At 74.6% G+C, this 24,119-nt stretch carries 23 protein-coding genes and 1 riboswitch; of the genes, 6 read left to right on the forward strand and 17 right to left on the reverse strand.

The genetic code is table 11. From position 1 onward, the window contains the following. Nucleotides 1-9 precede the first annotated feature (9 nt). From pspM to FHX32_RS24465, 7 genes are all read right to left on the reverse strand, one after another. Nucleotides 10-789 (reverse strand): phage shock envelope stress response protein PspM, encoded by a 780-nt coding sequence (gene pspM / locus FHX32_RS24435; RefSeq protein WP_167187694.1) that lies wholly within the window; start codon nt 787-789, stop codon nt 10-12. A gap of 25 nt (nt 790-814) precedes the next feature. Next, nucleotides 815-1,696, reverse strand: coding sequence for a PspA/IM30 family protein (locus FHX32_RS24440; RefSeq protein ID WP_167187697.1), 882 nt, complete (start codon nt 1,694-1,696; stop codon nt 815-817). Nucleotides 1,697-1,896: 200 nt separating this feature from the next. Next, entirely contained in the window at nt 1,897-2,337 is a 441-nt protein-coding gene (locus tag FHX32_RS24445) for a helix-turn-helix domain-containing protein (protein WP_167187700.1), read from the reverse strand. A 281-nt stretch (nt 2,338-2,618) separates the two neighbouring features. Continuing rightward, nucleotides 2,619-3,152, reverse strand: a complete 534-nt coding sequence (locus FHX32_RS24450; RefSeq protein ID WP_167187703.1) for a CinA family protein — start codon at nt 3,150-3,152, stop codon at nt 2,619-2,621. Nucleotides 3,153-3,310: 158 nt separating this feature from the next. Next, complete coding sequence (gene pgsA / locus FHX32_RS24455) at nt 3,311-3,901, reverse strand: CDP-diacylglycerol--glycerol-3-phosphate 3-phosphatidyltransferase (RefSeq protein ID WP_167187705.1); 591 nt, start codon at nt 3,899-3,901, stop codon at nt 3,311-3,313. Nucleotides 3,902-3,978: 77 nt separating this feature from the next. Next, on the reverse strand, nt 3,979-5,490 hold the full coding sequence (gene rimO, locus FHX32_RS24460) for a 30S ribosomal protein S12 methylthiotransferase RimO (RefSeq protein ID WP_167187708.1): 1,512 nt from the start codon (nt 5,488-5,490) through the stop codon (nt 3,979-3,981). A gap of 108 nt (nt 5,491-5,598) precedes the next feature. Next, the gene (locus tag FHX32_RS24465) at nt 5,599-6,525 is read right to left on the reverse strand and encodes an ornithine cyclodeaminase family protein (protein ID WP_167187711.1); all 927 of its coding nucleotides are present in this window, start codon (nt 6,523-6,525) and stop codon (nt 5,599-5,601) included. A gap of 97 nt (nt 6,526-6,622) precedes the next feature. After that, a riboswitch (guanidine-III (ykkC-III) riboswitch) is annotated at nt 6,623-6,691 on the forward strand. Between the two features lie 63 nt (nt 6,692-6,754). On the opposite strand from FHX32_RS24465, the gene FHX32_RS24470 reads away from it, so the two are divergent. Together FHX32_RS24470 and FHX32_RS24475 are read left to right on the forward strand one after the other, a co-directional pair. Beyond that, nucleotides 6,755-7,069: an SMR family transporter gene (locus FHX32_RS24470; protein WP_167187714.1), complete on the forward strand. Its 315-nt coding sequence runs from the start codon at nt 6,755-6,757 to the stop codon at nt 7,067-7,069. A gap of 89 nt (nt 7,070-7,158) precedes the next feature. After that, a complete protein-coding gene (locus FHX32_RS24475; RefSeq protein WP_088995409.1) occupies nt 7,159-7,401 on the forward strand; it encodes a hypothetical protein in 243 nt (80 codons plus the stop codon). Nucleotides 7,402-7,587: 186 nt separating this feature from the next. Here FHX32_RS24475 and FHX32_RS24480 read toward each other — a convergent pair whose 3' ends face one another. Continuing rightward, entirely contained in the window at nt 7,588-10,050 is a 2,463-nt protein-coding gene (locus FHX32_RS24480) for a DNA translocase FtsK 4TM domain-containing protein (RefSeq protein WP_167187717.1), read from the reverse strand. 114 nt (nt 10,051-10,164) lie between these two features. On the opposite strand from FHX32_RS24480, the gene FHX32_RS24485 reads away from it, so the two are divergent. Both FHX32_RS24485 and FHX32_RS24490 read left to right on the forward strand, forming a co-directional pair. Beyond that, nucleotides 10,165-10,644, forward strand: a complete 480-nt coding sequence (locus FHX32_RS24485; protein ID WP_167187720.1) for a YbjN domain-containing protein — start codon at nt 10,165-10,167, stop codon at nt 10,642-10,644. After that, nucleotides 10,641-12,263, forward strand: coding sequence for a type III secretion system chaperone family protein (locus FHX32_RS24490; RefSeq protein ID WP_167187723.1), 1,623 nt, complete (start codon nt 10,641-10,643; stop codon nt 12,261-12,263). The genes FHX32_RS24485 and FHX32_RS24490 overlap by 4 nt, the downstream gene beginning before the upstream one ends. Nucleotides 12,264-12,430: 167 nt before the next feature. On the opposite strand, the gene FHX32_RS24495 is transcribed toward FHX32_RS24490, so the two are convergent. The 6 genes from FHX32_RS24495 to FHX32_RS24520 all read right to left on the reverse strand — a co-directional run bounded on the left by FHX32_RS24495 (nt 12,431) and on the right by FHX32_RS24520 (nt 19,605). Then, nucleotides 12,431-13,999 (reverse strand): alpha-lytic protease prodomain-containing protein, encoded by a 1,569-nt coding sequence (locus FHX32_RS24495; RefSeq protein WP_167187726.1) that lies wholly within the window; start codon nt 13,997-13,999, stop codon nt 12,431-12,433. A gap of 101 nt (nt 14,000-14,100) precedes the next feature. Next, complete coding sequence (locus FHX32_RS24500; protein ID WP_167187729.1) at nt 14,101-15,789, reverse strand: ribonuclease J; 1,689 nt, start codon at nt 15,787-15,789, stop codon at nt 14,101-14,103. Between the two features lie 52 nt (nt 15,790-15,841). Continuing rightward, complete coding sequence (gene dapA, locus FHX32_RS24505; protein ID WP_167187732.1) at nt 15,842-16,768, reverse strand: 4-hydroxy-tetrahydrodipicolinate synthase; 927 nt, start codon at nt 16,766-16,768, stop codon at nt 15,842-15,844. Between the two features lie 47 nt (nt 16,769-16,815). Further along, complete coding sequence (thyX, locus tag FHX32_RS24510) at nt 16,816-17,559, reverse strand: FAD-dependent thymidylate synthase (RefSeq protein WP_167189205.1); 744 nt, start codon at nt 17,557-17,559, stop codon at nt 16,816-16,818. A 260-nt stretch (nt 17,560-17,819) separates the two neighbouring features. Beyond that, complete coding sequence (locus FHX32_RS24515) at nt 17,820-18,371, reverse strand: DUF2752 domain-containing protein (RefSeq protein WP_486481300.1); 552 nt, start codon at nt 18,369-18,371, stop codon at nt 17,820-17,822. Nucleotides 18,372-18,375: 4 nt separating this feature from the next. Continuing rightward, nucleotides 18,376-19,605 (reverse strand): DNA glycosylase AlkZ-like family protein, encoded by a 1,230-nt coding sequence (locus FHX32_RS24520; RefSeq protein WP_167187738.1) that lies wholly within the window; start codon nt 19,603-19,605, stop codon nt 18,376-18,378. A gap of 78 nt (nt 19,606-19,683) precedes the next feature. On the opposite strand from FHX32_RS24520, the gene FHX32_RS24525 reads away from it, so the two are divergent. Continuing rightward, on the forward strand, nt 19,684-20,235 hold the full coding sequence (locus FHX32_RS24525; RefSeq protein ID WP_167187741.1) for a GNAT family N-acetyltransferase: 552 nt from the start codon (nt 19,684-19,686) through the stop codon (nt 20,233-20,235). Here FHX32_RS24525 and FHX32_RS24530 read toward each other — a convergent pair. Then, the gene (locus FHX32_RS24530; protein ID WP_167187744.1) at nt 20,134-21,411 is read right to left on the reverse strand and encodes a glycosyltransferase 87 family protein; all 1,278 of its coding nucleotides are present in this window, start codon (nt 21,409-21,411) and stop codon (nt 20,134-20,136) included. The genes FHX32_RS24525 and FHX32_RS24530 overlap by 102 nt on opposite strands. A 35-nt stretch (nt 21,412-21,446) precedes the next feature. Between FHX32_RS24530 and FHX32_RS24535 the strand changes: the two genes are divergently transcribed. Beyond that, nucleotides 21,447-22,028, forward strand: a complete 582-nt coding sequence (locus tag FHX32_RS24535; protein ID WP_167187747.1) for a GNAT family N-acetyltransferase — start codon at nt 21,447-21,449, stop codon at nt 22,026-22,028. Between the two features lie 19 nt (nt 22,029-22,047). Here the strand turns inward: FHX32_RS24535 and FHX32_RS24540 are convergent, their stop codons facing one another. Both FHX32_RS24540 and FHX32_RS24545 read right to left on the reverse strand, forming a co-directional pair. Then, a complete protein-coding gene (locus FHX32_RS24540) occupies nt 22,048-22,941 on the reverse strand; it encodes a carbohydrate ABC transporter permease (RefSeq protein WP_167187750.1) in 894 nt (297 codons plus the stop codon). Nucleotide 22,942: 1 nt separating this feature from the next. After that, complete coding sequence (locus FHX32_RS24545) at nt 22,943-24,064, reverse strand: carbohydrate ABC transporter permease (protein WP_167187753.1); 1,122 nt, start codon at nt 24,062-24,064, stop codon at nt 22,943-22,945. Between the last annotated feature and the right edge of the window lie 55 nt (nt 24,065-24,119).

Consider the following 24,119-nt stretch of genomic DNA (forward strand, 5'->3'; position numbering starts at 1 on the left):
CCGGTCGGCTCAGGGGGCGCGCAGCGGGGTGTTGACGGCGCGCAGCTCGGCCAGCGCCGCGGCGACGCCGTGCAGCAGGTCGGTCGCCTCGGTCAGCTGGGCGGCGGCCGGGTGCTCGGCGTCCGGCCGGGCGTCCTCGGCCACGTAGCCGGCGGCGGCCACCACCAGCCGCTCGTACGCGGCGACGCCGCTGTCCAGTTGCGCGGTGAGTGCCTGGTGCGCCTCGGCCAGCGGCGGGCGGGCGTCGGCCGGAGCGAGCCGCAGCGCGCGTTCCACGCTGGCCACCCGGTTGGCGAGGTCACGCAGGGACCGGTCGGCCGTGGCCGCCTCCACCACGGCGGGCTCGGCGAGGCCGGTGAGCCGGGGCGCCATCCCGGCCAGGGTCAGCGCGGCCCGGTCCAGCCGGGCCCACGGCTCGGCGGCGCTGGTGCCGCGCAACGCCACCCGGGAGCGGACCCGGCGTACCTCGGCGAGCACGCCCGGGCCGACCGGGAGCCGTTCCACCGCGGCGACCAGCCTGGCCCGGGACCGGGCGGCGGCCTCGGCCGGGTCGAGCGGCGGCGGCGCCGGCCGGGCGGCCAGCGCCCGCAGGTCGACCCAGCGCCAGGCGGCCAGCGCCACCGCGCTGCCGGCGCCGGCGGCCCAGGCCGCGTCCGGCAGCCCCAGCCCGGCGTACGGGGTGAGTACGGCGGCGGCGCCACCGAGCCCGCCGGCCAGCACGCTCCACCGGCGGGCGGACCGCCGCAGCCGGCTCAGCCGCCGGAAGTACCGGGTACGCTCGTCTGCCACCTGTGCCTCCTCGACCTGCGGCCGCTCAGCCGGCGGCGGTGGTGTCCCCCGTGCCTCGTTCCCGGCTCATGCTGGCCCGGATCTCGTCGAGCCGGGCGGCGGCCGCCGGGTCGGCGGCCGGCGCGGCCGGCTCGGCCTGCTCGGCGCGCGGCGCGGCAGGCTGTTGCCGCTGGGCCCCGAGCTGCTCGCCGGCCATGCTGGCCCGGATCTGCTCCAGCCGGGCCGAGCCGGCCGAGTCCAGGGTCGCCTTCTGAATCTCCAGCATCCGCCCCTCGACGGAGTTGCCGGCCAGTTCGGCGCGGCCCATCGCGTTGGCGTAGCGCCGCTCGATCCGGTCGCGCACCTCGTCCAGGGTGGGGGTGGTGCCGGAGGCGGTCAGCGCCGACATCGACTCCAGCGACTGGGCGACGCTCTCCTGCATCTTGGCCTGCTCCAGCTGGCTGAGCAGTTTGGTGCGCTCGGCGAGCTTCTGCTGGAGGATCATCGAGTTGTTCTCCACCGCCTTGCGCGCCTGCGCGGCGGCCCCGAGCGCCTGGTCGTGCAGGGTCTTGAGGTCCTCGGTGGCCTGCTCGGCCGAGACCAGCTGGGAGGCGAGGGTCTGCGCGGACTGCTCGTAGCGCCCGGCCTCGGCCTCGTCACCCCGGGCCCGGGCCTGGTCGGCGAGGACCAGGGCCTGCCGGGCGTTGCCCTGCAACCGCTCGACCTCGGACATCTGGCGGGAGAGCTTCATCTCCAGCTGGCGCTGGTTGCCGATCACCGCGGCGGCCTGCTGCACCAGCGCCTGGTGCTGGCGCTGTGCCTCCTCAATGGCCTGCTGGATCTGCACCTTGGGATCGGCATGCTCGTCGATCTTGGCGCCGAAGAGCGCCATCAGGTACTTCCAACCCTTGACGAACGGGTTCGCCATCTCCGCGGTATCCCCTCAGTCGCGTCGCTGCGCCGCACCGTGCCGCACGGCCCGACGGTCCGGGCGCGGCGCTGGCTCCATCGTCCCAGCCGGACGCCAGCGCGGCATCCGTACTCGACCGGCGGGCAACACCGGCACCGTCCGCGATCAACCCTACGCGGCGCGGGCCACCGACGGCCACGGAGCGCGCCCGGTCGGGATCATGCGGCGCAGACCACGTCGCGGTCGGTCTGGCGCACCCGGGTGCTGCGCAGCGTGGCCTTGAGCGGGGAATCCTGGTGGACCGAGACGGCGACCTTGCCGTCGGAGCTGACCTGGTGCACGGACCGGCCGGTGGCCTTGCGCACGGCGGGCCGCGCCACCGCGGCCGGCTCGTCCTGCACTGGCACCAGCACGCCCGGCATCTGCTCGGCGAGCGCGACCGTGTCACTGACCTCACGCAGCAGCTCGGACAGGCGCGCGCCGAGCGCGTCGCAGATGGCGGCCAGCAACTCGCTGGAGGGCTCCTTCTGGCCGCGCTCGATCTCGGAGAGATAGCCGAGGCTGACGTTGGCCGCGGAGGAGACCTCGCGCAGGGTGCGGTGCTGCCCCTGCCGGCGCGCCCGCAGTGCGTCACCGATCACCCGGCGTAGCAGGACCATCGCACCTCCCCCTGTGGGACACCACTGTCGCCCCCGGTCGCCCGGCCCGGCGCGGCGACCGCGCCGGCCCCGACCGCCGGAGCCTTCCCGCAACCGTACCCGTTGCCGCGCCCGGCGACATCCCACCCCGCCCGGGGATCGCGGGTTGTCTGCCCACCGCAGATCCGCTCCGCCGGTCGGCGCCGCCCCGGCGACCCCGGAACGGCATGGTCAGCACCACCTCGCCGGCACGGGCTCGACGACGGCGCCGGGACACCGCGCTGCCGGCGGAACGGCGTGGCTCACACGCCGGCGGCGGCCCGGTCCGCGTCGGCCTCGTGGATCCGCTCGGCCAGCAGCCGCAATGCCTCGATCACCGCCGCCGACCGCACGTGGTCCCGCCCGCCGTCCAGGTCCAGCTGGCGCACGGTGCTGCCGCCCGGCCCCGTCACGGCCACGTAGACCAGGCCGACGGGCTTGCCGTCCTGCGGTTCCGGGCCGGCCACCCCGGTGGTGGCCAGGCCCCAGTCGGCGCCGCAGCGCCGCCGGCCGCCCTCGGCGAGCGCGGCGGCCACGTCCGGGTCGACCGGCCCGCGCTCGGCGAGCAGGTCCGCCGGCACCCCGGCCAGCTCGGACTTCAGCTCCGTGGCGTAGACCACCAGCCCACCGCGGAAGACGCCGCTCACCCCGGCGATCTCCACGATCGAGGCGGCCAGCAGGCCGCCGGTGAGCGACTCGACAGTGGCCAGCGTCTCCGCCCGCTCGGTCAGGCTGTGCACCACCGCCGCCGCCGGGCTGCCGACCGGCCGCTCCCCGTTCGCGTCGCTGCTCTGCATGTCCCCGATCCTTCCCCCACCGCCCCCGATCAACCACCCCCGCCCCGGGGGCCGCTCGGCCCACCCCCGGGGACCGGCCGGTTGATCATGAAGTTGTCGACCTCCACACCGGCGTGTCGCGTCAACAACTTCATGATCGACGGGGGCGCCCCCTGAAGTCAGGGGGTGCGGCGGAGGCGGAGGGCCTGGGCGATGTAGTCGAAGCCGGTGATGACGGTCACCGCTACCGCGGCGGCCATGATCCAGGGGCCGACGGCGGCCAGCGCGGCCGGCATCGGCCAGAGATACCAGGCGATGGCCAGGATCTGCAGCGCGGTCTTGATCTTGCCACCCCGGCTGGCCGCGATGACGCCCCGGCGGATCACCCAGAACCGCAGGGCGGTGATGCCCAGCTCGCGGGCGAGGATCACCGCGGTCACCCACCAGGGCAGCCGGTCGTACCAGGAGAGCAGCAGCAGCGCGGCGCCGGTGAGCGCCTTGTCGGCGATCGGGTCGGCAACCTTGCCCACCGAGGTGACCAGGCCGAACCGGCGGGCGATCCAGCCGTCGACCAGGTCGGTCACCGAGGCGACGGCGAAGATCAGGCAGGCGGCCATCCGCCAGCCGGCGTTGCTCATCGCGGAGATCACCACGCTGGCCGCGAAGACCGGCACCAGCACCAGCCGCAGCGCGGTGAGCGCGTTGGCCGCGTTGAGCACCGGCACCCGGCCGACCACCGGGGCCGGCGTCGACCCGGTCGCCCCAGTCACCGCCGCACCCCGCGTGGACCGCCGTGGCGTTCCCGGTACCCCACCACGTGGCCTCCCCGCTCCGTCCGGGCCCGCCGTCACCGTGCCGCGCCGGGCGCCGCCGAGATCATCTCATCCGGTACGGCGAGCAGGTCCACCCCTTCGGTGCCGGTGACCGTGGCCCGCACCAGGTCACCGGGGCGCAGCGCGGCCAGGTCCACCCCGCCGCCGTCCGGAGCGACCAGGGTGGTGGAACCGTCCACCTCGGGAGCCTGGTGCGCGGCGCGCCCCTCGACCACGCCGTCGGAGACCGAGTCGACCAGCACCTCGACCGTCGAACCGAGCCGCTCCTCGGCCCGCTGCGAGCAGAGTTCGTCGGCGAGCGCGCTGAGCTTGTCGTAGCGGCGCTTGACGGTGGCGGCGGAGACCTTGCCGGAGAGCCCGGCGGCCTCGGTGCCGTCCTCGTCGCTGTAGTCGAACACGCCGATCGCGTCAAGCCGCGCCGCGGTCAGGAACCGGACCAGCTCGTCGACGTCGGCCCGGGTCTCGCCGGGGAAGCCGACGATGAAGTTGCTCCGGGCGCCCGCCTCGGGCGCCAGCTCCCGGGCGCTGGCGAGCAGGTCGAGGAACCGGTCGGTGGAGCCGAACCGCCGCATCCGGCGCAGCACCGGCTCGCTGGAGTGCTGGAACGACAGGTCGAAGTACGGGGCCACCCCGGGCGTGGCGGCGATCGCCTCGACCAGCCCGGGCCGGGTCTCCGCCGGCTGGAGGTAGCTGGCCCGCACCCGGACGATGCCGTCGATCGCGGCGAGCTGCGGCAGCAGCTTCTCCAGCGCCCGCGGGTCGCCCAGGTCCTTGCCGTACGAGGTGGAGTTCTCACTCACCAGCACCAGCTCACGGACGCCGGTCTTGGCCAGCCACTCCGCCTCGGCCAGCAGCTCGTCCGGGGTACGCGAGACGAACGCGCCGCGGAACGCCGGGATGGCGCAGAACGCGCACCGGCGGTCGCAGCCGCTGGCCAGCTTGAGCGAGGCGACCGGGCCGGTGTCCAGCCGCCGGCGCAGCACCTGGCGCAGGTGGGCCGGGGTGTGCGCGTCGGTCTCGACGGCGGCCCGCGCCGGGGTGCCGTGGCCGGGCAGCGACACCGTCGCGGCCCGCCGCTTGACCGGGGTCAGCGGGAGCAGCTCGCGCCGGTCCCGCGGGGTGTGCGCGTCCAGCGCCTCACCGGCGACGACGGCGTCCAGCCGGGCGGCGATGTCCGGGTAGTCGTCGAAGCTCAGCACCGCCTGCGCCTCGGGCAGGCTCTCGGCCAGCTCGCGGCCGTACCGCTCGGCCATGCAGCCGGCGGCGACCACCTTGGCCCCGGTGTCGGCTGCGGCGAGCAGGGTCTGGATGGAGTCCTGCTTGGCCTTCTCCACGAAGCCGCAGGTGTTCACCACCACCACGTCGGCGCCCTCGCCGTCGGTGGTGACCTGCCAGCCGTCGGCGTGCAGCCGGGCGGCCAACTCCTCCGAGTCGACCTCGTTGCGGGCACAGCCCAGGGTCAGCAGGGCGACACGGCGGCCGTCGCCGGCGGGCGACAGCTCGGACGGAGAGGTGGCAGACACCATCCGAGGGTACCGGGCGGGACGCCGGTCCCCGCCCTCGGCGGGCCGCCGGCAGTAGGCCGGCTCACATCCGCCCGGCCGGATGCGCCGCCGGCGCGGACCGGACCGAGGTCAGGCCGCGGCCACCGCGCCCACCGCGACCAGCCGGTCGAGCAGGAACACCTCGGTACCGGCCAGGCCGACCGAGCAGAAGACCGAGATCTGGTCCGCCCGGGTCCGGCCGGCGGCGGCGCCGGCCAGCAACGCGCCCAGGTCGAGCAGCCGGTGGACGTACGGCGGATCGGCCGCGAGCATCGGCGGCGCGTACGCGGACGCCTGCGCCGGCGAGTCGGTGACCAGCAGGTCGGCGGCGTCCAGCAGGTCGGTGCCGAACTCGGCCCGGTCGCGCTGCTTGAAGCCGACCGCGTTGACGTGGGTGCCGGGGCGCAGGTCGGCGGCGTCCAGCACCGGGGTCGGGCTGTCGGTGGCGAGCACCACCAGGTCCCGGTCGCGCACGGCGGCGCGGGCCGAGTCCACCGCCCGGGCGGGGAGGCCCAGCTCGGCGCGGACCCGGGCGGCGAACGCCTCCCGCCGGGCGGCGGAGCGGCTGTACACGGTCACCTCGCGCAGCGGGCGCACCGCGGCGGCGGCCCAGACCTGCGTCCAGGCCTGCCGCCCGGAGCCGACCACGCCGAGGCTGGCCGCGTCCGGCCGGGCCAGCGCGTCCACCGCGACCCCGCCCAGTCCCCCGGTACGCCGCGAGCCCAGCTCCTCGCCGACGGCCACCGCCAGCACCGCCCCGGTACGCCCGTCGTGCAGCACCACCACCTGCTCCGCCTCCGGGTGACCGAAGGTGTCGTACGAGCGGAAGCCGTACCACTCGCCGGTCAGGTGCCCCGCGGTCAGCACCATCCGCCCGCCGCCCAGCGACGCGGACGCCCGGGGCGGTGCCACCAGCCGGCCCGCGTACGCGGCCAGGAGGGCGTCCCGCATGGCAGCCACCGTGGTGGCGGCGTCCAGCGCGGCGGTGACCTCGCGGTCGGAGAAGAGCAGCGTCATGGACCCATCCTGCAAGCTGAAGTGAGGTTCAGGTCAACGGACGGTGGCCCGGCTCACCCACGCCCGGCCGGGGAGGCGGCCGGTGTTAACGTCGGCCCCGGTGGCCCGGTGCCGGGCCGCCCCGGACGAGTGGCGGGCGTACCCGGTCAGGCCAAGACGCCCCGCGTGACAGCAGACTCGACTCGTCCCGGCCCCGGCGGTCCGGGCAACCCGCAGAGGTGGACTCCGAATGGCCTGGCTCGTGCTGGTGGTCTCCGGACTGCTGGAGACGGCGTGGGCGGTGGCCCTGGACCGCAGCGCCGGCTTCACCCGCCCCGTCCCGTCGCTGGTCTTCGTGGTGACCCTGGTGCTCAGCATGGCCGGGCTGGCGTACGCGCTGCGCGAGATCCCGGTCGGCACCGGCTATGCGATCTGGGTCGGCATCGGCGCGTCCGGCACCGCCCTGGTCGGCATGCTGGCGCTGAACGAGCCGGCCAGCCTGCCCCGGATCGCCTGCCTGGCGCTGGTCATCGCGGGCGTGGTCGGGCTGAAGATCTTCCACTGATCCCGGCGTGTCGCGGTTCGCGAGGCGTGCCGGGCACCCGTTGTGGGTAGAGATCGGCTGACATCGCAGGTTCTCCGACGGAGGCAGACATGGCCGACATGCCCAGCACCGCCCGTCCGCGCAGCAACGCCGCCCGCATCTGCACCATCCTGGGCTTCGTCTTCGCGGTCCTCGCGCTCCTGCTCAACCCGATCATCTTCGGCGTGCTCGGCGTCATCCTCGGCGTCGTCGGCGCGGTACTGGGCGACAAGCCGCTCGGCTGGTACGCCGCGGTGGCCAGCGTGGTCGGCGCGGTGATCGGCCTGGTGCTGGTGAACGCCCTCGTCAACTGATCCGTACCGCTCCCCCGACCCGACGGGCCCGCCGCACGCCGACGGGCCCGTCCGTGTCCGCCGGGCCGGTTGGCCGGCGGGCCGGGCTCGGTTCAGCGCACGCCGCCGCGCGAATCCCGGTGGGAGCCGAGCGCGGCCGGCAGGTCCGCGGCGGCGCGGACCGGGAACAGCTCCTCGGCCAGCGGCTCACTCATCGCCGCCGCGCAGGCCGACCAGGACCTCCTCCAGCTCGTCCGGCTTGACCAGCACGTCGCGGGCCTTGGAACCCTCGGACGGCCCGACCACGCCCCGGGTCTCCATCAGGTCCATCAGCCGGCCGGCCTTGGCGAAGCCCACCCGCAGCTTGCGCTGGAGCATCGAGGTCGAGCCGAACTGCGAGGTGACCACCAGCTCGACCGCCTGCACCAGCAGGTCGAGGTCGTCGCCGATGTCCTCGTCGATCTTCTTCTTGCCCTCCTGCGCCACGGTCAGGACGTCCGGGCGGAACTCCGGCTCGCGCTGGTCCTTGCAGAACTTCACCACGTCGGCGATCTCGCGCTCGGTGACCCAGGCGCCCTGGATCCGGATCGGCTTCGAGGCGCCCATCGGCAGGAACAGCCCGTCACCCCGACCGAGCAGCTTCTCCGCCCCCGGCTGGTCGAGGATGACCCGGCTGTCGGCCAGCGAGGAGGTGGCGAAGGCGAGCCGGGACGGAACGTTCGCCTTGATCAGGCCGGTGACCACGTCCACCGAGGGGCGCTGGGTGGCCAGCACCAGGTGGATGCCGGCGGCCCGGGCCAGCTGGGTGATCCGGACGATCGAGTCCTCCACGTCGCGCGGGGCGACCATCATCAGGTCGGCCAGCTCGTCCACGATCACCAGCAGGTACGGGTACGGCCGCAGTTCCCGCTCGCTGCCCGGCGGGGCCTTGATCTCCCCGTTGCGCACCTTGCGGTTGAAGTCGTCGATGTGCCGGACCCCGTTGGCGGCGAGGTCGTCGTAGCGCATGTCCATCTCGCGGACGACCCACTCCAGCGAGTCGGCCGCCTTCTTGGCGTTGGTCACGATCGGGGTGACCAGGTGCGGGATGCCCTCGTAACCGGTCATCTCGACCCGCTTCGGGTCGATCAGCAGCAGCCGCACCTCGTCCGGGGTGGCCCGGGTGAGGATGGACACCAGCAGCGAGTTCAGGCAGGACGACTTGCCCGCCCCGGTGGCGCCGGCGATCAGGATGTGCGGCATCTTCGCCAGGTTGGCCACCACGTAGCCGCCCTCGATGTCCTTGCCGAGCGCGACCACCATCGGGTGGTGGTCGCTGGTGGCGGCGCGCGAGCGCAGCACGTCACCGAGCGCGACGTTCTCCGGGTCGGTGTTGGGGATTTCCACCCCGACCGCGCTCTTGCCCGGGATCGGGCTCAGGATCCGCACGTCCGGCGACTTCACCGCGTACGCGATGTTGCGGGACAGCTGGGTGATCCGCTCGACCTTGACGCCGTGGCCCAGCTCGACCTCGTAGCGGGTGACCGTCGGGCCGCGGGTGAAGCCGGTGACCGCGGCGTCCACGTCGAACTGCTCGAAGACGCCGGTGAGCGCGGCGATCACCTCGTCGTTGGCCTTGCTCCGCTTCTTCGGCGCCGCGCCGCTGCTGAGCATGTTCGCCGGCGGCAGGGTGTAGTCGCCGGCCAGCCCGGTCAACGCCAACTGCTCGGCCCGGGTGGGCGCGGGCGAGTGCTCCGGCGGCTCGACCGGCCGGCGGGTCGCCGGCACCTTGGCCGGCGCCTTGCGCGGCAGCACGATGGTGTCCTGCAGGTCGACGCCCTCGTCGAGCTCGTCGAAGTCGTCCGGGTCCAGCGGGGGTGGCGTCCGCTTCGCCGGGCGCTTGCGGGCGGGCGTGGCGCGGGCCTCCGCCTCGTCGGCCGCGTCCTCGGCGGCGGGCGCGCCGGTCACCGCGCCGGCCAGCAGGCCGAGCCGCTCCGGGATCTTGTTGATCGGCGTGGCGGTGACCACCAGCAGCCCGAAGATCAGCAGCAGGATCAGCAGCGGTACCGCCACCCAGGCGGTGACCGCGCGCTCCAGCAGGCTGCCCACCCCGGCGCCGACCAACCCGCCGGCGAAGTCGCGCTGGGTCGCGTCGACCGGTTCCTGCCCGATGTGCAGCAACGCGGCGGTGGCCACCAGCATCGAGCCCCAGCCGACCAACCCGCGCCCCCGGTGCTCCGGGTCGGCCGGCTCGCGCATCAGCCGCCAGGCGCCGATCATCAGCAGCACCGGCACCACGATGGCGATCGCGCCGAGGAAGAGCCGGACGGTGTCGGCCACCCGCTCCCCGACCGGGCCGGCCGCGGAGAACCAGATGCCCACGGCGCTGAGCAGGGCGAGCCCGAAGACCAGCAGGCCGGCGCCGTCGCGGCGGTGCTCGGGATCCAGCTCCCGGGCCGAGGCGGCCTGCCGGCCGGCGGCACGGACCGCCCAGCCGACGCCGTGCGCCAACCCCATCCACAGTGCACCGACCGCCCGGCCGATGTAGACCGCCGGACCCGGGCGCGCCGCCGCGGTGCGGCGCCGGGCCGGGGTGCGGCTCTTCTTCGCCGGCTGGCGGGCACGGCTGTTGGTGCCACCGCGCGGCGACGCGCCGCGCCGCCGGCTCGCCTGAGAGGTACGGCCCGCCATAGCATCAACTTAACGGCGTGACCCGGCAGATCGCCGCTTTTCCGGGTCGTGTCCGCGCGTCGCAGCACGGGCCTCGCCGTCCGCCGTGATATTCGCCCCCGAAGGGATGCCCCCATGGCGTCGCCGGAAATCGAGGACGGTCCGGACGGCCCCCTGGCCGGGCCGCCCCGGGAACTACGGCCGTTGACCGGCGAGCTGATCGCCGCCGTGCTGGGCAACCGGGGGTACGTCGTCCAGCGCGACCCGGACGGCGACCTGGTCGGCCGGTGGGACGACAGCCTGATCTGGTTCCTTCGCCTCGGCGCCGCCGGGGAGCTGCTCCAGGTGCGCACCGTCGCCGCACCCACCTTCTCCATCGAACACGTCCCCGCGCTGTACGCGTTCTGCAACGGCTGGAACCACGACCGGCTCTGGCCCAAGGCGTTCGTGCACGTCGACGACGACGGCCGGGCCCGGGTCTGCGGCGAGGTGATCGCCGACCTGGAGCGGGGGGTCACCACGCACCAGCTGGACCAGCTGCTCGACTGCGGCATCGCCACCGGCTGCCAGCTCGCCGCCGAGGTGCGCCGGCTGCCCGGCGCGGTGATCGCGTGACCGGGCGGGGCGAGCGCCAGCGAGCGACGCCGGGCGGGGCCGACCGGCCGTCGGACGCGGCGCTGGCCGACGCCCTCGCCGACGCCCGGGACCTGCCCGACGGCGAGGCCCGGACCGCCGAGCTGGAACGCGTCGCCGCGCACGCGGACGCGGCCGGGGACGACCGCGCCGCGGTGGCCGCCCGGTTCGCGCTGGTCGAGGCGTACCTGCTGGACGGCGAGCGGTGGCGGCTGGTGGAACCGGTGCGCCGCTGCCTGGCGGCCGTCGACCGCCGGCCCGACCTGCTGCCCGCGGCCGACGTCGAGCTGCTGCTGCGTTACCAGCGGTACGCGGTGGAGGCGCTGCTCGGCACGCCCCGGGTCGGGCTGGACCAGGCCCGGTCCATGCTGGACGACCTGGCCGGGCGGACCGCCGCCGGCGCGGGCGACGCCGCGGTGGTCGCGGAGCTGCGCTGCCGGATCGCCGACCACCTCGGCGACGAGCCGACCGCCCGCCGGTGGTACGACCGGTGGACCGCCGCCGCGCCCGGGCCGGCCGACGGGTGCCCCGGCTGCGCGCCGGTCCGCCGCGCCGAACTGCTCGCCGGTTGGGGCGACTGGCCCGCCGCGCTGGACGTGCTGCGGGACCCGCTCGACGGCACGGTCACCTGCACCGAGCAACCGGAACGGGCGCTGGCCGGGGCGCTGCTGCCCTGGCTGCGGGCCGGCGAGCCGGAGCGGGCCGGCGCGGCGCACGTGCGGGCGTACCGGCGGCACCGGCGGGAACCGGCCGCCTTCCCGTACCTGTCGGCGCACCTGCGGTTCTGCGCGCTGGGCGGGCACCTCGACCGTGGGCTGGACATCCTCGCCGAGCAGCTGCCCCGGTTGGACCGCCCGGCCGACGACCTGTCGGCGATGGAGTTCGCCGCCGCGGGGGCGCTGCTCTGCGCCCTCGCCGTCGACGCGGGGCTGGGCCACCGGACGCTGCGCCGCCCCGCCGCCGGCCCGCGACCGGCCGCCGAGCTGGACGTCGAGACGCTGGGGCACACGCTGCTCGGCACGGCGACCCGGCTGGCCGGCAGCTTCGACGCCCGCAACGGCACCGGCCACCAGTCCGGCCGGATCGCGTCCTGGCTGGCCGAGCGGCCGCTGGCCGCCCCGGTCCCGCTGCCCGCCGACGACGCCCCGGACGACCTCGACGACCGGGACGACGGCGACGCCGGGCCGGCGGAGCTGGAACCGACGCCGCTGACCCTGTCGATGATCACGGCCGAGCTGGACCGGCGCGGTGACCGGTACGACGTGGACGGCGGCGGCGCGGTGCTCGGCCGCTGGGGCGAGGCGCTGATCCAGTTCCGCCGGGCCGGTGAGCACGGGGAGATCCTGCACGTACGGGTGGTCGCGGCGCGCCGGCTGCCCGCCGGGCGGCTGACCGAGGCGTACGCGTTCTGCAACGCGTGGAACCACGACCGGCTGCTGCCGAAGGCGTACGTGCACGACCTCGGCGGCGAGCTGGCGCTGGCCGGCGACGTCAGCACCGACCTGGCGCACGGGGTGGCCCCGGCCCAGCTCGCCGTGCTGGTGGACGCGGCCGTGCGCACCGGCGCCGGGTACGCCGAGGCGGTCGCCGCGCTGCCCTGACGCGCGAGCGGCGGCGCGGGGTTGCCGTCCCGACACCCGCAGACCGTCATCCGACAGTCGCGCAACCTGATCCCCGGTTCAGGGGTGGTCTCCGTGTCAACCGCACCGGCTCCGGGCCGGTCACCGACGTACACGGGGACGTCGGCGACCGGCCCGGTCGGGTGGGGTCAGCCGGCGGAGAACGCCAGCGTGTAGTCGCCGGAGCCGCGCAGCGCGGTCACCAGGTAGCGGTAGGCGCCGGCCGGGCCCTCGGTGGCCAGCCGGGCCGCCGCCTCGTCGGTGGCGGCGCGGGCCACGGTCCGCCAGCCGGTGCCGGTCCAGCGCTGCAGGGTGAGCGCGAAGGTGGCCCCGTCCGGGGCGTCCAGGCAGGCCCGCTGCGGGCCGGCCGGGGCCCGGAACCAGCGGCCGTCGGGCTGGGTCTGGGCCCGCCCGGCGGCCAGCGAGCCGGCCCGGGTGACCTGCCCGGTGCAGTCGGTCTCGCCGCCGGTCGGCGGGGCCGGCGGCGTCGTCGGCGGCGGGGTGGTGGCGGCCGGCGGCTCGGCCGGCCCGGAGGGCGGGGGCACCTCGCCGCCGTCGGCGGTGACCAGGGTCAGCCGGTTGGCGGCGAGGATCTCGTTGACCGGCTGGAAGAAGGTGACACCGCCCCGGGTGCAGTCGCCCGAGCCGCCGGAGGTGACGCCCTGGGCCTGGTCACCGGAGAGCCAGGCGCCGCCCGAGTCGCCCGGCTCGGCGCAGACGTTGGTACGGGTCAGCCCGGTGACCGTGCCCTCCGGGTAGTTGACGGTGGCGTTGCGGGCCTGGATCAGCCCGCAGCGGGTGCCGGTGGTCGAGCCGGACCGGCAGATGGACGCCCCGATCGGCGCCTCCTGCGAGCCGGCCACCGGCACCGTGCCGCCGGTGAAGTCGTTCACCACGCCCTGCGGCGTCCAGTCGCCGTTCACCTCGACGAACGCCCAGTCGTCGCCGGGGAAGGACGAGGCGCGGAAGGTGCCCTGGGCGACCCGGTTCGAGCCGGTGGTCCGGTCCCCCGGCCGCCCGCAGTGCCCGGCCGTGACGAACCCGCCGACCACGGAGAAGCCGACCGAGCAGCGGCCGGCGTTGTTGATGAAGTACGCCTCCCCGCCGCGCACGTCGAACAGCAGCCGCGGCTGTTCCGTGGCGGTCCGCACAGTGACCGCGCCCGCGGGCGCCCCGCCGGCCGCGGCGAACCGCCGGCCGGCCGCCTCGGCGCCCGGGCGGGCGAGCACCACCACGCTGTTGTCGGCCACGTCCACGTACCAGCCGGCCACGTCCGGGCTGGCCTGGGCGCCGGCCCGGTCCAGCCGGCGCTTGACCGCGTCCAGCTCGCCGACGCCCCGGGCCACCTGCTTCGGCACCGCGCCGGCGGCGCGTACCCGGTCGGCGTCGGCCGGGTCGGCGACCGCCACGGTCAGCTGGCGGCCGTCCGCGCTGAGCCAGCTGCCGCCGTAGTCGGCGCCGAGTTCGGTACGGAGCCGGGCCACCGCCCCGGCCGCCTGACGTTCGCTGCGCAGCCGGTCGACCACCTGCTCCGGGCTGAGCGACAGGTCCCGCCGCATCGCGTCGAGCACCTCCGGGGCGACCCCGGCGGCCGTGCCATCCGGCCGGTCCGCCGGTGGGGCGGTGCCCTCCCCGGCCAGCGCCGGCAGGGTCACCGCCGCCGCCGCTCCCGCCGTCGCCACCAGGACACCGATGGCTGTCATCCGTCTGCGGTCCATCCGCCACGCTCCTCCCGGCCGGCCTGGTCAGGCCTGCCGGGACGGAGTACGGGCGGACGGGGCGGACGGTTGAACGATCGACGGAAAACGATCCAGATCGGTCAGACCTCGACGACGGTCGGCACGATCATCGGCCGCCGGCGGTACGCGTCGTTGACCCACCGCCCCACCGTGCGCCGGACGATCTGCTGGAGCTGGTGCGGGTCGGTGATGCCGTCCGCCGCGGCCCGGTTCAGCGCCTCGGTGACCAGCGGGATCACCGGGTTGAACGCCTCCGGGTCCTCGGAGAAGCCCTTCGCCGAGACGGTCGGGCCACCGACCACCTTGCCGGTGACCGAGTCGACCACCACGGTGGCGGCGATGAAGCCGCCGTCGCCGAGGATCCGCCGCTCGGTGAGCAGCGACTCGCTGACGTCGCCGACGGCGAGGCCGTCGACGTAGACGTAGCGGCTCTTCACGTGCCCGACCAGGCTGGCCCGCCCCTCGACCAGGTCGACCACGTCGCCGTCCTCGCAGAGCACCACCCGGTCCGGCGCCACGCCGGACTCGATGCCGAGCCGGGCGTGCGCGCGAAGGTGCCGCCACTCGCCGTGCACCGGCATCAGGTTGCTGGGCCGCACCACGTTGAGCAGGTAGAGCAGCTCGCCGGCGGGCGCGTGGCCGGAGACGTGCACCTTGGCCACGTCCTTGTGCACCACCACCGCGCCGGCCCGGGCCAGCCGGTTGATCACCCGGTAGACCGAGGTCTCGTTGCCGGGCACCAGCGAGGACGCGAGCACCACGGTGTCGCCGGGGGCGATGGTGATGTGCCGGTGATCGCCGCTGGCCATCCGGCCCAGCGCGCTCATCGGCTCGCCCTGCGAACCGGTGGACATCAGCACGATCTGCTCCGGCGGCAGCGTGGTCGCCTCCTCGATCCCGACCACCAGACCGGCCGGGATGTTGAGCAGCCCCAGGTCGCGGGCGATGCCCATGTTGCGGACCATGGACCGGCCGATCAGCGCGACCTTGCGGCCGTGCTCGGCGGCGGAGTCGAAGACCTGCTGCACCCGGTGCACGTGCGAGGCGAACGAGGCCACGATGATCCGGCCGGTGGCCTTGGCGAAGATCGAGTCGAGCACCGGCCCGATCTCCCGCTCCGGGGTGACGAAGCCGGGGATCTCCGCGTTGGTGGAGTCGGAGAGCAGCAGGTCCACGCCCTCGGCGCCGAGCCGGGCGAACCCGGCCAGGTCGGTGATCCGGCCGTCCAACGGAAGCTGGTCCATCTTGAAGTCGCCGGTGTGCAGCACCAGGCCGGCCGGGGTGCGGATGGCCACCGCGAGCGCGTCCGGGATCGAGTGGTTCACCGCGAAGAACTCGCACTCGAACGGACCGAGCCGCTCCCGGCCGCCCTCCCGCACGGTCAGCGTGTACGGCTGGATCCGCCGCTCGGCGAGCTTGGCCTCGACCAGGGCGAGGGTGAACTGCGAGCCGACCAGCGGGATGTCCGGCTTGTGGGCGAGCAGGTAGGGCACCGCGCCGATGTGGTCCTCGTGGCCGTGGGTGAGCACGATCGCCTGCACGTCGTCGAGCCGGTCCAGGATCGGGCCGAAGTCGGGCAGGATCAGGTCGACGCCGGGCTGCTCCACGTCCGGGAAGAGCACCCCGCAGTCGACGACGAGCAGCTTGCCGTCGTACTCGAAGACGGTCATGTTGCGGCCGATGGCGCCGAGCCCGCCGAGCGGAATGATCCGCAGTCCACCCTCCGGCAGTGGCGGGGGGAGTTCCGCCGTGATGTGCGCCTCGGTCACGCGTCCACCTCATTCTGGGACGCCGTCGCCGGGCGTCCGTCGTGTCGTTCGGTCATTCGGGAAGTGCCAGGCCCGCCGCGGCGCAGTCCGCGCGCAGCTGGGCCAGTTCGTCGTCGGTGGCGTCCACCAGCGGCGGGCGGACGGGGCCGGCGGGCAGGCCCTGTGCCGCGAGGCCGGCCTTCACCAGGATCACGCCCTGGGTACGGAAGATGCCGGTGTACAGCGGCAGCAGACGCCGGTGCAGCTCCAGCGCGGTGGTGGTGTCCCCCGCGTCGTGCGCCTCGATCATCCGCTTGGTCAGCGCGCCGGAGAAGTGGGTCGAGGTGCCGACCACGCCGACGGCGCCCACGGAGAGCGCGGGCAGGGTGAGCGAGTCCTCGCCGCTGTAGAAGGCGAGGTTGGTGCGGCTGGTCACCCAACTGGTCGCGGTGAGGTCGCCCTTGGCGTCCTTGACCGCCACGATCCGGGCGTGCTCGGCGAGGCGGACCAGCGTCTCGGTGGCGATCGGCACGCCGGCGCGGTGCGGGATGTCGTAGAGCATCACCGGCAGGCCGGTGGCGTCCGCGACCGCGGTGAAGTGGCGCAGCAGCCCGCTCTGCGGCGGCTTGTTGTAGTACGGGGTGACCACCAGCAGGCCGTTGGCGCCGGCCTTCTCGGCGGCGGCGGCCAGCTCGATGGTGTGCCGGGTGTCGTTGGTGCCCACCCCGGCCACCACGGTGGCCCGGTCGCCGACCGTCTCCACCACGACCCGGATCAGGCGCTCCTTCTCCGCGTCGGTGGTGGTCGGCGACTCGCCGGTGGTGCCGTTGACCACCAGCGCGTCGTTGCCCTGCTCGTCGACCAGGTGGGTCGCCAGCCGGGCGGCGCCGTCGAGGTCGAGCGAGCCGTCGGCGGTGAACGGGGTCACCATGGCCGTGAGCACTCGCCCGAACGGGCGGGACACCGCCCGGGCGGGGGTGTCAGGGTGGTCGTGCGTCATGCCATCCAACCTAGCGGACGACCACCGGGGCGCCGCCGGGGAAGGGCTCAGGACAGCTCGGCGTGCGGGCTGGCCGCCACCTCGGTGCCGTCCGGCAGGGTCGAGATGACGAAGTCGGCGAAGACGTTCGGCGCGACCCGCTGCAGCTGGCGCAGGCACTCCACGGCCAGCTCGCGGATCTCCACGTCGGCGTGCTCGGTGGCGCGCATGGCGATGAAGTGCCGCCAGGCGCGGTAGTTGCCGGTGACCACGATCCGGGTCTCGGTGGCGTTGGGCAGCACCGCGCGGGCGGCCTGCCGGGCCTGCTTGCGCCGGAGGGTGGCGTTCTCCACGTCGGCGAAGCGGCGCTCCAGCCCCTCCAGCAACTCGTTGTACGCCCGCACGCTGGCCTCGGCGGCCTCGACGAACTTCTTGTGCAACTCCGGGTCCTCGGCGATGACGGCCGGCTCGACCATGGCCGCGTCCCGCTCCGGCACGTACCGCTGGGAGAGCTGGGAGTACGAGAAGTGCCGGTGCCGGATCAGCTCGTGCGTGAACGACCGGGACACCCCGGTGAAGTAGAAGCTCACCGAGCCGTGCTCCAGCACCGACAGGTGCCCGACCTCCAGGATGTGCGCGAGATAGCCGGCGTTGGTGGCGGTGGCCGGGTTGGGCTTCTTCCAGCTCTGGTAGCAGGCCCGGCCGGCGAACTCGGCGAGCGCCTGGCCACCCTCGGCGTCGGTCGACCACGGCACCTCGTCCGGCGCCTCGAAGTGGGTCCACGCGATCAACTTCACCTGCGGCTGCACCATGTCCGGCATTCCTCGGACTGTAGTGGCGGGGCTCGCCCCGCCCAAGTCCGGCTCGCCCCGATGCAACCTCGATCACGCCCGGAAGCGCCGCACCCGCCGTCGGACGCTGAGGAGCTGAGTCGTCCAGGACATCACCCGCCCGCCGAGCCGCACCGGCGGCGGCGGCGACGGCGGCGACGAACGTGATGACGCAGCACACGCACCGCGCCGGCCGGGCGGCTCCCGGGCCGGCCGGTGACGACCGGCGGGTCGCGCTCAGGTCAGACGTAGAGCGAGGTGAAGGGGGCCCAGGGCAGGTTGCGGACCACCGAGAAGGCCAGCCAGGCGGCGAGGAAGCCGCCGATCACCTTGGGGCTGATCCGCAACTCCGGCAGCCGCCAGCCGAACGCCTGCCGGCCGGCCCAGGCGACGAAGAGGTACGCCAGGAAGGGCAGCGCGAAGACGAACAGGAAGTGGTGCCGGGCGGCGGCCGGCAGGTCGGCGTGCAGCAGGTACCAGGCCGCGCGGGTGCCGCCGCAGCCGGGGCAGTCCAGGCCGGTGGTCAGCTTCAGCAGGCAGGTCGGCGCGGCGTCCGGCGCCGACCGGGTCGGGTCGCTGAGCAGCGTGTAGCCGATGGCGGCGCCGACGCAGCCGACCGCGGCCAGCGGCACCACCCAGCGCGGTGAACGCTCGTAGAGCCGGGTCACGAACCGGGTGAGCCGGTCGGGTTCGGCCACCGGGTAGGGCGGCACCTGACCCGCGGGCCACGCCGGGGCGTCCGGCGCGCTGGTCGGCGACTGCGGTTGGCCGACCGGTCCGTCAACGCTCGTCACGCGCTCACCGTACACCGGCGACGCCCACCAGCGCGGCGGCCAGCGGGGCGGCCAGGTCACCGGCGGCCGGCGGGGCCACCGCGTCCAGGCCGAGCCAGCCGGCGAGCCGGTACAGCTCGGCGGCGAGCGCCACCGCGGTCTCGCCCGGCTCGGCGCCCGGCTCCGCCCAGGCGGCCGGCACCTGCAGCACCCGGGCCTTGCGGTCGGCCTTCAGGTCGACCCGGGCGGTGAACCGGTCGCCCTGCAGGAACGGCAGCACGTAGTAGCCGTACACCCGCTGCGGTGCCGGCACGTAGATCTCGATCCGGTAGCTGAAGTCGAAGAGCCGCTCGGTGCGGGCGCGTTCCCAGACCAGCGGGTCGAACGGGCTGACCAGGGTGTTGCCGCGGATCCAGCGGGGCAGCCGGGCCTGCGCGTGCAGCCAGGCCGGCTGCCGCCAGCCCGCCACCGCCACCGGCAGCAGCTCGCCGGCCTCGACCAGCTCGGCGATCGCCTGCCGGGCGCCGGCCAGCGGCAGCCGGAAGTAGTCGCGCAGCTCCGGCTCGGCGGCCACCCCGAGCGACCGGGCGGCGATCGCCACCAGCGTGCGGTACGCCTCGGCGTCGGTCGGCGTCGGCGCGTCGAGCGCGGCCGCGGGCAGCACCCGTTCGGGCAGGTCGTAGCGGCGGGCGAAGGAGGTGGTGCGCCCGGCGGCGGTCACCTCGCCGGCCCAGAACAGGAACTCCAGGGCACGCTTCACCGCCGACCAGTTCCACCCCCAGTTGCCGGTTTCCCGGGGAGCGTCGTGCTCGATCTCGGCCGCGGTCAGCGGACCCCGGGCGGCGACCTCGTCGCGTATCCAGGCCACCAGTTCGGGCTGCTCCTGGGCGATCCGGCGCATGCCGCCCCAGGACTCGCTGTGCGCCCGGGCCATCCGCCAGCGCAGCGCCGCGTGCAGGCCGACCGGCACCAGCGACGCCTCGTGCCCCCAGTACTCGAACAGCTCCCGGGGCCGGCGGTAGGCGGCGGTGTCGAGCAGCGTGGTCGGGTACGGCCCGAGCCGGCTGTAGAGCGGCAGGTAGTGCGCGCGTTGCAGCACGTTGACCGAGTCCATCTGGATCAGCCCGACCCGGTCGAGCACCCGGCGCAGGTGTCGGCGGGTGGGCACTCCGGTGGGTGCCGGGTCGGCGAAGCCCTGGGCAGCGAGCGCCACCCGGCGGGCCTGGGCGAGCGAGAGCGATTCCGGTGCGGTCATCGTCGGCGACGGTAATCCACCCCTACGACATCGGAGCGGCCGCTGGACCGATCGCCCAAGCCGGCATAGAACGGATACATGCTCACCATCCGCCGCGAGAAGCCCGACGACGCGGAGGCGGTCGCCCGGGTGCACGTGCACGGCTGGCAGGCCGGGTACGCCGGGCTGATGCCGGACGAGGTGCTGGCCCGGCTGAACGTGGCGGCCTGGGCGCAGCGCCGCCGCGACGTCGGCACCGCCGACCCGGAGCACCCGTTCACCACCCTGCTCGCCGAGGTCGACGGCGTGCCCGCCGGCTTCACCACGTTCGGCCCGTACCGCAACGACCAGGACCGGGGCGACCTCGACCCGGCGTACGGCGAGGTGGTGGCGGTGTACGTCGAGCCGGCGCACTGGGGGGACGGCACGGCCCGGGCGCTGCTCGCGGCCGCCCGCGCCGGGCTGCGCGAGCGCGGCTGGGTCGAGTACCGGCTCTGGGTGCTGGCCGGCAACCACCGGGCCCGCCGGTTCTACCAGCGGGCCGGGCTGTCACCGGACGGTGAGCGGTCGACCTACCCGGTGCCGCTCGCCGTTGGTCGCCCGCCGGTCGGGCTCGTCGAGCTGCGGTACACCGGCCGCCTCGACGACTGACCCGGCCGGTGCCGCCGGGCGGCGGACCGGCAGGAACGCCAGCAGGGCCAGGCTGATCCAGACGTACGTGTTGGCGCCGAGGAAGCCGTCCACCCCGGTGAAGTCCTTCTCCCAGGCCCAGACGATCCGGCTGGTGAGGAAGCCGTACCCGACGGCGGCGGCGGCCAGCAGCACCCGACGCCGGCGACCGCCGGCCGGCGCGGCCATGCCGTTGTCCACCAGCAGGATCAGCGCGGGCAGCAGCCAGACCAGGTGGTGCACCCAGGTGACCGGGCTGACCAGGCACATCACCGCGCCGGTCAGGGCCAGGCCGGTCGCCTCGTCGCCGGCGGCCGCCGCGGCCCGGGAGCGCCAGGCCCACAGCGCCAGCGTGGCGGCCACCAGCACCACCCAGGCCAGGGTGCTCGGGTGCTCCGGGTTCAGCCGGGCCACCACGCCGCGCAGCGACTGGTTGGAGACGAAGGCCAGCTCGCCCACCCGCCCGGTGTTCCACAGCGCCTCGGTCCAGAACTCCCGGGAGGCGTCCGGAAAGAGCGCCGCGGCGACCAGGGTGGCCACGGCGGCGGTGGCCATCGAGGTGACCGCCGCCCGCCAGCGGCGGGTGACCAGCAGGTAGACGATGAAGATTCCCGGAGTCAGTTTGATCGCGGTGGCCAGGCCGATGCCGACCCCGGCCCACCGGCTGCCGCCGGGCAGCAGGCGCAGCAGGTCCACCGCGACCAGGAACAGCAGCAGCGTGTTGACCTGGCCGAAGTTGACCGTCTCGCGCATCGGCTCGTACGCGGCGGCCAGGCAGAGCGCGACGGCCAGGGCGAACCAGCGGGTCCACCCGGCCCGGCGGGCGACCGGATCGAGCAACCAGAAGATCAGCACGGCGCTGGTCAGCACGCTGGCGGTCACGCTCACGGCGATCGCCGCCAACCACGGCAGGTACGCCATCGGGAGCATGACCAGGGCGGCGAACGGCGGGTAGGTGAAGCCGTACTGGGTGCCCGGCTTGAGGAAGTCGTAGATCTCGCCGCCGTCGTGCACCCACCAGGTGAGCGCGCCGTAGTAGACCTTCAGGTCGAAGAAGCCGTGCCGTACGGCGGCCACGGAGAGGAAGGCGGTCACCGCGACGGTGAGCGCGAGCACGCCGACGACCTGCGTCGCCGTGCTTCTGGCACCCTGGGCCACCGTCGCCTCCCTCGCCCTGCGTAGGCTTCCGTCCCATGGCTCTCGGGTACGTCCGCCCGGCGCGTCCGGAGGACGCCGGCGAGATCGCACGCATCCAGCTCGCGACCTGGCGGGTCGCCTATCGCCGGATTCTGCCCCGGCACGTGCTCGACAACCTGGACGAGGCGTGGCTCGCCCGGCGGTGGAGCGCCGCGGTGCAGGAGGCGCCGTCGCCCAGCCACCGGGTGCTGGTCGCCGTCGAACAGGCCGAGCAATCGTATCTGGTGGGGTTCGCCGCCTCCGGTCCGGCCGACGCCGAGGCGCTCGCCCCGGGCGAGCCGGCCGAGGCTCTCGGTGCGGACGTGGTGGCGGTCACCGACCTGCTGGTCGAGCCGCGCTGGGGCCGGCGCGGGCACGGCAGCCGGCTGCTCGCCGCCAGCGTGGACCTGTGGCGGGAAGACGGCTTCGCCCGGGCGGTGGCCTGGGCGTTCGACGCCGACGAGGCGACCCGGAAGTTCCTCACCAGCACCGGCTGGGAACCGGACGGCGCCGCCCGCGCCCTCGACGTCGAGGACATGCTCGTCCCCCAACTGCGCCTGCACGTCGCCGTCCCCACCGAGCCGGTCCCCACCGACTGACCCCGCGGGGTGGCCCGGGTCAGCCCTTGTCGGCGCCGGCGTTGGCGTCGCGGACGAAGTAGCGCTGGAACACCACGAAGATGATCGCGACCGGGATGGTGGCCAGCAGCGCGGCGCCGAGCTTGAGCGGGTACTGGCTGCCCTTGCCCAGTGAGCCGCTGACCAGGTCGGCCAGGCCGCGCGGCAGGGTGAACAGGTCCGGGTCCTGGACCGCCACCAGGCTGTGCGGGAACTCGTTCCACGAGCCCTGGAACGACAGGATGGTCAGGGTGATCAGCGCCGGCTTCGCCATCGGTAGCACCACTGACCAGAAGGTGCGGAACACGCCCGCCCCGTCGATCCGGGCCGCCTCCTCCACGCTGACCGGGATCGACTCGAAGAACTGCTTCATGATGAACACGCCGGCCGCGTCGGCGAGCAGCGGCACGATCAGCCCGGCGTAGCTGTTGTAGATGCCGAGCTGGTTGAGCACCAGGAACTTCGGGATCAGCAGCACCACGCCGGGCACCGCCAGCACCGCGACGACCGCGGCGAAGAGCCCGGCCCGGCCGCGGAAGCGCAGTCGGGCCAGCGCGTAGCCGGCCAGCGAGTCGAAGAACACCCGGCCGGCCGTGACCAGCACGGTGACCAGCAGCGAGTTGCCGAGCCAGAGCGGGAAGCCGGTGCCGGCGAAGATCCGCTCGAAGCCGGCCAGCACCAGCGGGTCGGGAATCGGCGAGAGCGGGTCGGCCGCCGCGTCCGGCTCGGTCTTGAACGAGTTGCCGAGCTGGATCACGAACGGGTAGAGGAAGACCAGCCCGAAGAAGACCAGCGTGGCGTACCCGAGGAAGCGGGAGACCAGCACGCGGGGGTCGCGGCCCCGGCGCCGGGCGGGCGCCGCCGCGACCGGCGGGCGGTCGGTCAGCACGGCCATGTCACGACCCTTCCGGTACGCGTCGACGCCACCAGCCCCGCCGCCGCCCGACCGGGTCCCGGTCGGCCATCGCCCGGCGCTGGATCAGGGTCAGCACGATGATGATCAGGAACAGCACGAACGAGATCGCGGCGCCGGAGCCGTAGTCGAAGTCCCGGAACGCGGTGGTGTACGACAGGTACGCGGGGGTGAGCGTGGTCTTCGCCGGCTCCCCCTGGCTCATCACGTACACCTGATCGAAGACCTGCCAGGAGCCGATCAGGCCGAGCGTGAGCACCAGGAAGGTGGTCGGCTTGATCAGCGGCAGGGTGACGTGCCGGAACCGCTGCCAGCGGCCGGCGCCGTCGAGCGTGCTCGCCTCCTCCAGCGCCACCGGCACGTTCTGCAGGGCGGCGAGGAACATCAGCATGAAGGTGCCGGAGGTGGTCCAGACCACCAGCGTGATGATCGACATCATCGCCACGCTCGGGCCGGAGAGCCAGTCCCACCAGGTCAGCCCGAACGGTCCGCCGCCGGTCAGCGCGGCGGGCGGGTCGTCCACGCCGACCGCACCGAGCAGCAGGTGCAGGACGCCCCGGGAGTCGGCGAACCACTGCGGCCCGTCGACGCCGACCAGGGCGAGCAGCCGGTTGACCGCGCCGGAGTTGGCGAACAGGAAGAGGAAGACCACGCTGATCGCGACCGAGCTGGTGACCGAGGGGAAGTAGAAGGCGCTGCGGAAGAAGCTCTTCCCCTTGAGCAGCCGGTTGTTCACCAGCAGCGCCAGGCCGAGCGCGAGCGCGGTCTGCGCCGGCACCACGATCCCGACGTAGTAGACGTTGTTCCGGATGCTGGTCATGAAGTCCCGGCGGTCCAGCCCGTCCTCGGTGAATAGCCGGGTGTAGTTCTCCGCCCCGACGAACGGCACCTCCCGGGTGAACGGGCTGCCCTGGCCGTTCCAGTCGGTGAGGCTGACCCAGAGCGCCATCAGGATCGGCAGCAGCAGGAACAGTCCGAGGATCACGACGACCGGCGCGACGAAGAGCCAGCCGGCGAGGTTCTCGTCACCGCGGACGCCCCGCCCGCGCCGGCGCGGCGCGGCACCGCGCGTGGTGGCCGGGGCCGCCAGTGCCTCCGTTGCCATCTCCCCTCCCCTGTCCGGGAGGTGCCGGGACGGGCCCCCGACGTGCGTCGGGGGC

The sequence above is a fragment of the Micromonospora sp. CNZ280 genome, assembly GCF_011759515.1.

Coding starts and splice junctions, on each gene's coding strand:
- FHX32_RS24475 (WP_088995409.1), top strand. CDS start 7,159: ATGGCCGACATGCCCAGCACCGCCCGTCCGCGCAGCAACGCCGCCCGC.
- FHX32_RS24450 (WP_167187703.1), bottom strand. CDS start 3,152: ATGCAGAGCAGCGACGCGAACGGGGAGCGGCCGGTCGGCAGCCCGGCG.
- FHX32_RS24520 (WP_167187738.1), bottom strand. CDS start 19,605: ATGACCGCACCGGAATCGCTCTCGCTCGCCCAGGCCCGCCGGGTGGCG.
- thyX (WP_167189205.1), bottom strand. CDS start 17,559: ATGGTGCAGCCGCAGGTGAAGTTGATCGCGTGGACCCACTTCGAGGCG.
- dapA (WP_167187732.1), bottom strand. CDS start 16,768: ATGACGCACGACCACCCTGACACCCCCGCCCGGGCGGTGTCCCGCCCG.
- FHX32_RS24485 (WP_167187720.1), top strand. CDS start 10,165: ATGGCGTCGCCGGAAATCGAGGACGGTCCGGACGGCCCCCTGGCCGGG.
- FHX32_RS24525 (WP_167187741.1), top strand. CDS start 19,684: ATGCTCACCATCCGCCGCGAGAAGCCCGACGACGCGGAGGCGGTCGCC.
- FHX32_RS24445 (WP_167187700.1), bottom strand. CDS start 2,337: ATGGTCCTGCTACGCCGGGTGATCGGTGACGCACTGCGGGCGCGCCGG.
- FHX32_RS24440 (WP_167187697.1), bottom strand. CDS start 1,696: ATGGCGAACCCGTTCGTCAAGGGTTGGAAGTACCTGATGGCGCTCTTC.
- FHX32_RS24465 (WP_167187711.1), bottom strand. CDS start 6,525: ATGACGCTGCTCTTCTCCGACCGCGAGGTCACCGCCGCGCTGGACGCC.
- FHX32_RS24495 (WP_167187726.1), bottom strand. CDS start 13,999: ATGGACCGCAGACGGATGACAGCCATCGGTGTCCTGGTGGCGACGGCG.
- FHX32_RS24540 (WP_167187750.1), bottom strand. CDS start 22,941: ATGGCCGTGCTGACCGACCGCCCGCCGGTCGCGGCGGCGCCCGCCCGG.
- FHX32_RS24535 (WP_167187747.1), top strand. CDS start 21,447: ATGGCTCTCGGGTACGTCCGCCCGGCGCGTCCGGAGGACGCCGGCGAG.
- rimO (WP_167187708.1), bottom strand. CDS start 5,490: ATGGTGTCTGCCACCTCTCCGTCCGAGCTGTCGCCCGCCGGCGACGGC.
- FHX32_RS24470 (WP_167187714.1), top strand. CDS start 6,755: ATGGCCTGGCTCGTGCTGGTGGTCTCCGGACTGCTGGAGACGGCGTGG.
- FHX32_RS24545 (WP_167187753.1), bottom strand. CDS start 24,064: ATGGCAACGGAGGCACTGGCGGCCCCGGCCACCACGCGCGGTGCCGCG.
- FHX32_RS24480 (WP_167187717.1), bottom strand. CDS start 10,050: ATGGCGGGCCGTACCTCTCAGGCGAGCCGGCGGCGCGGCGCGTCGCCG.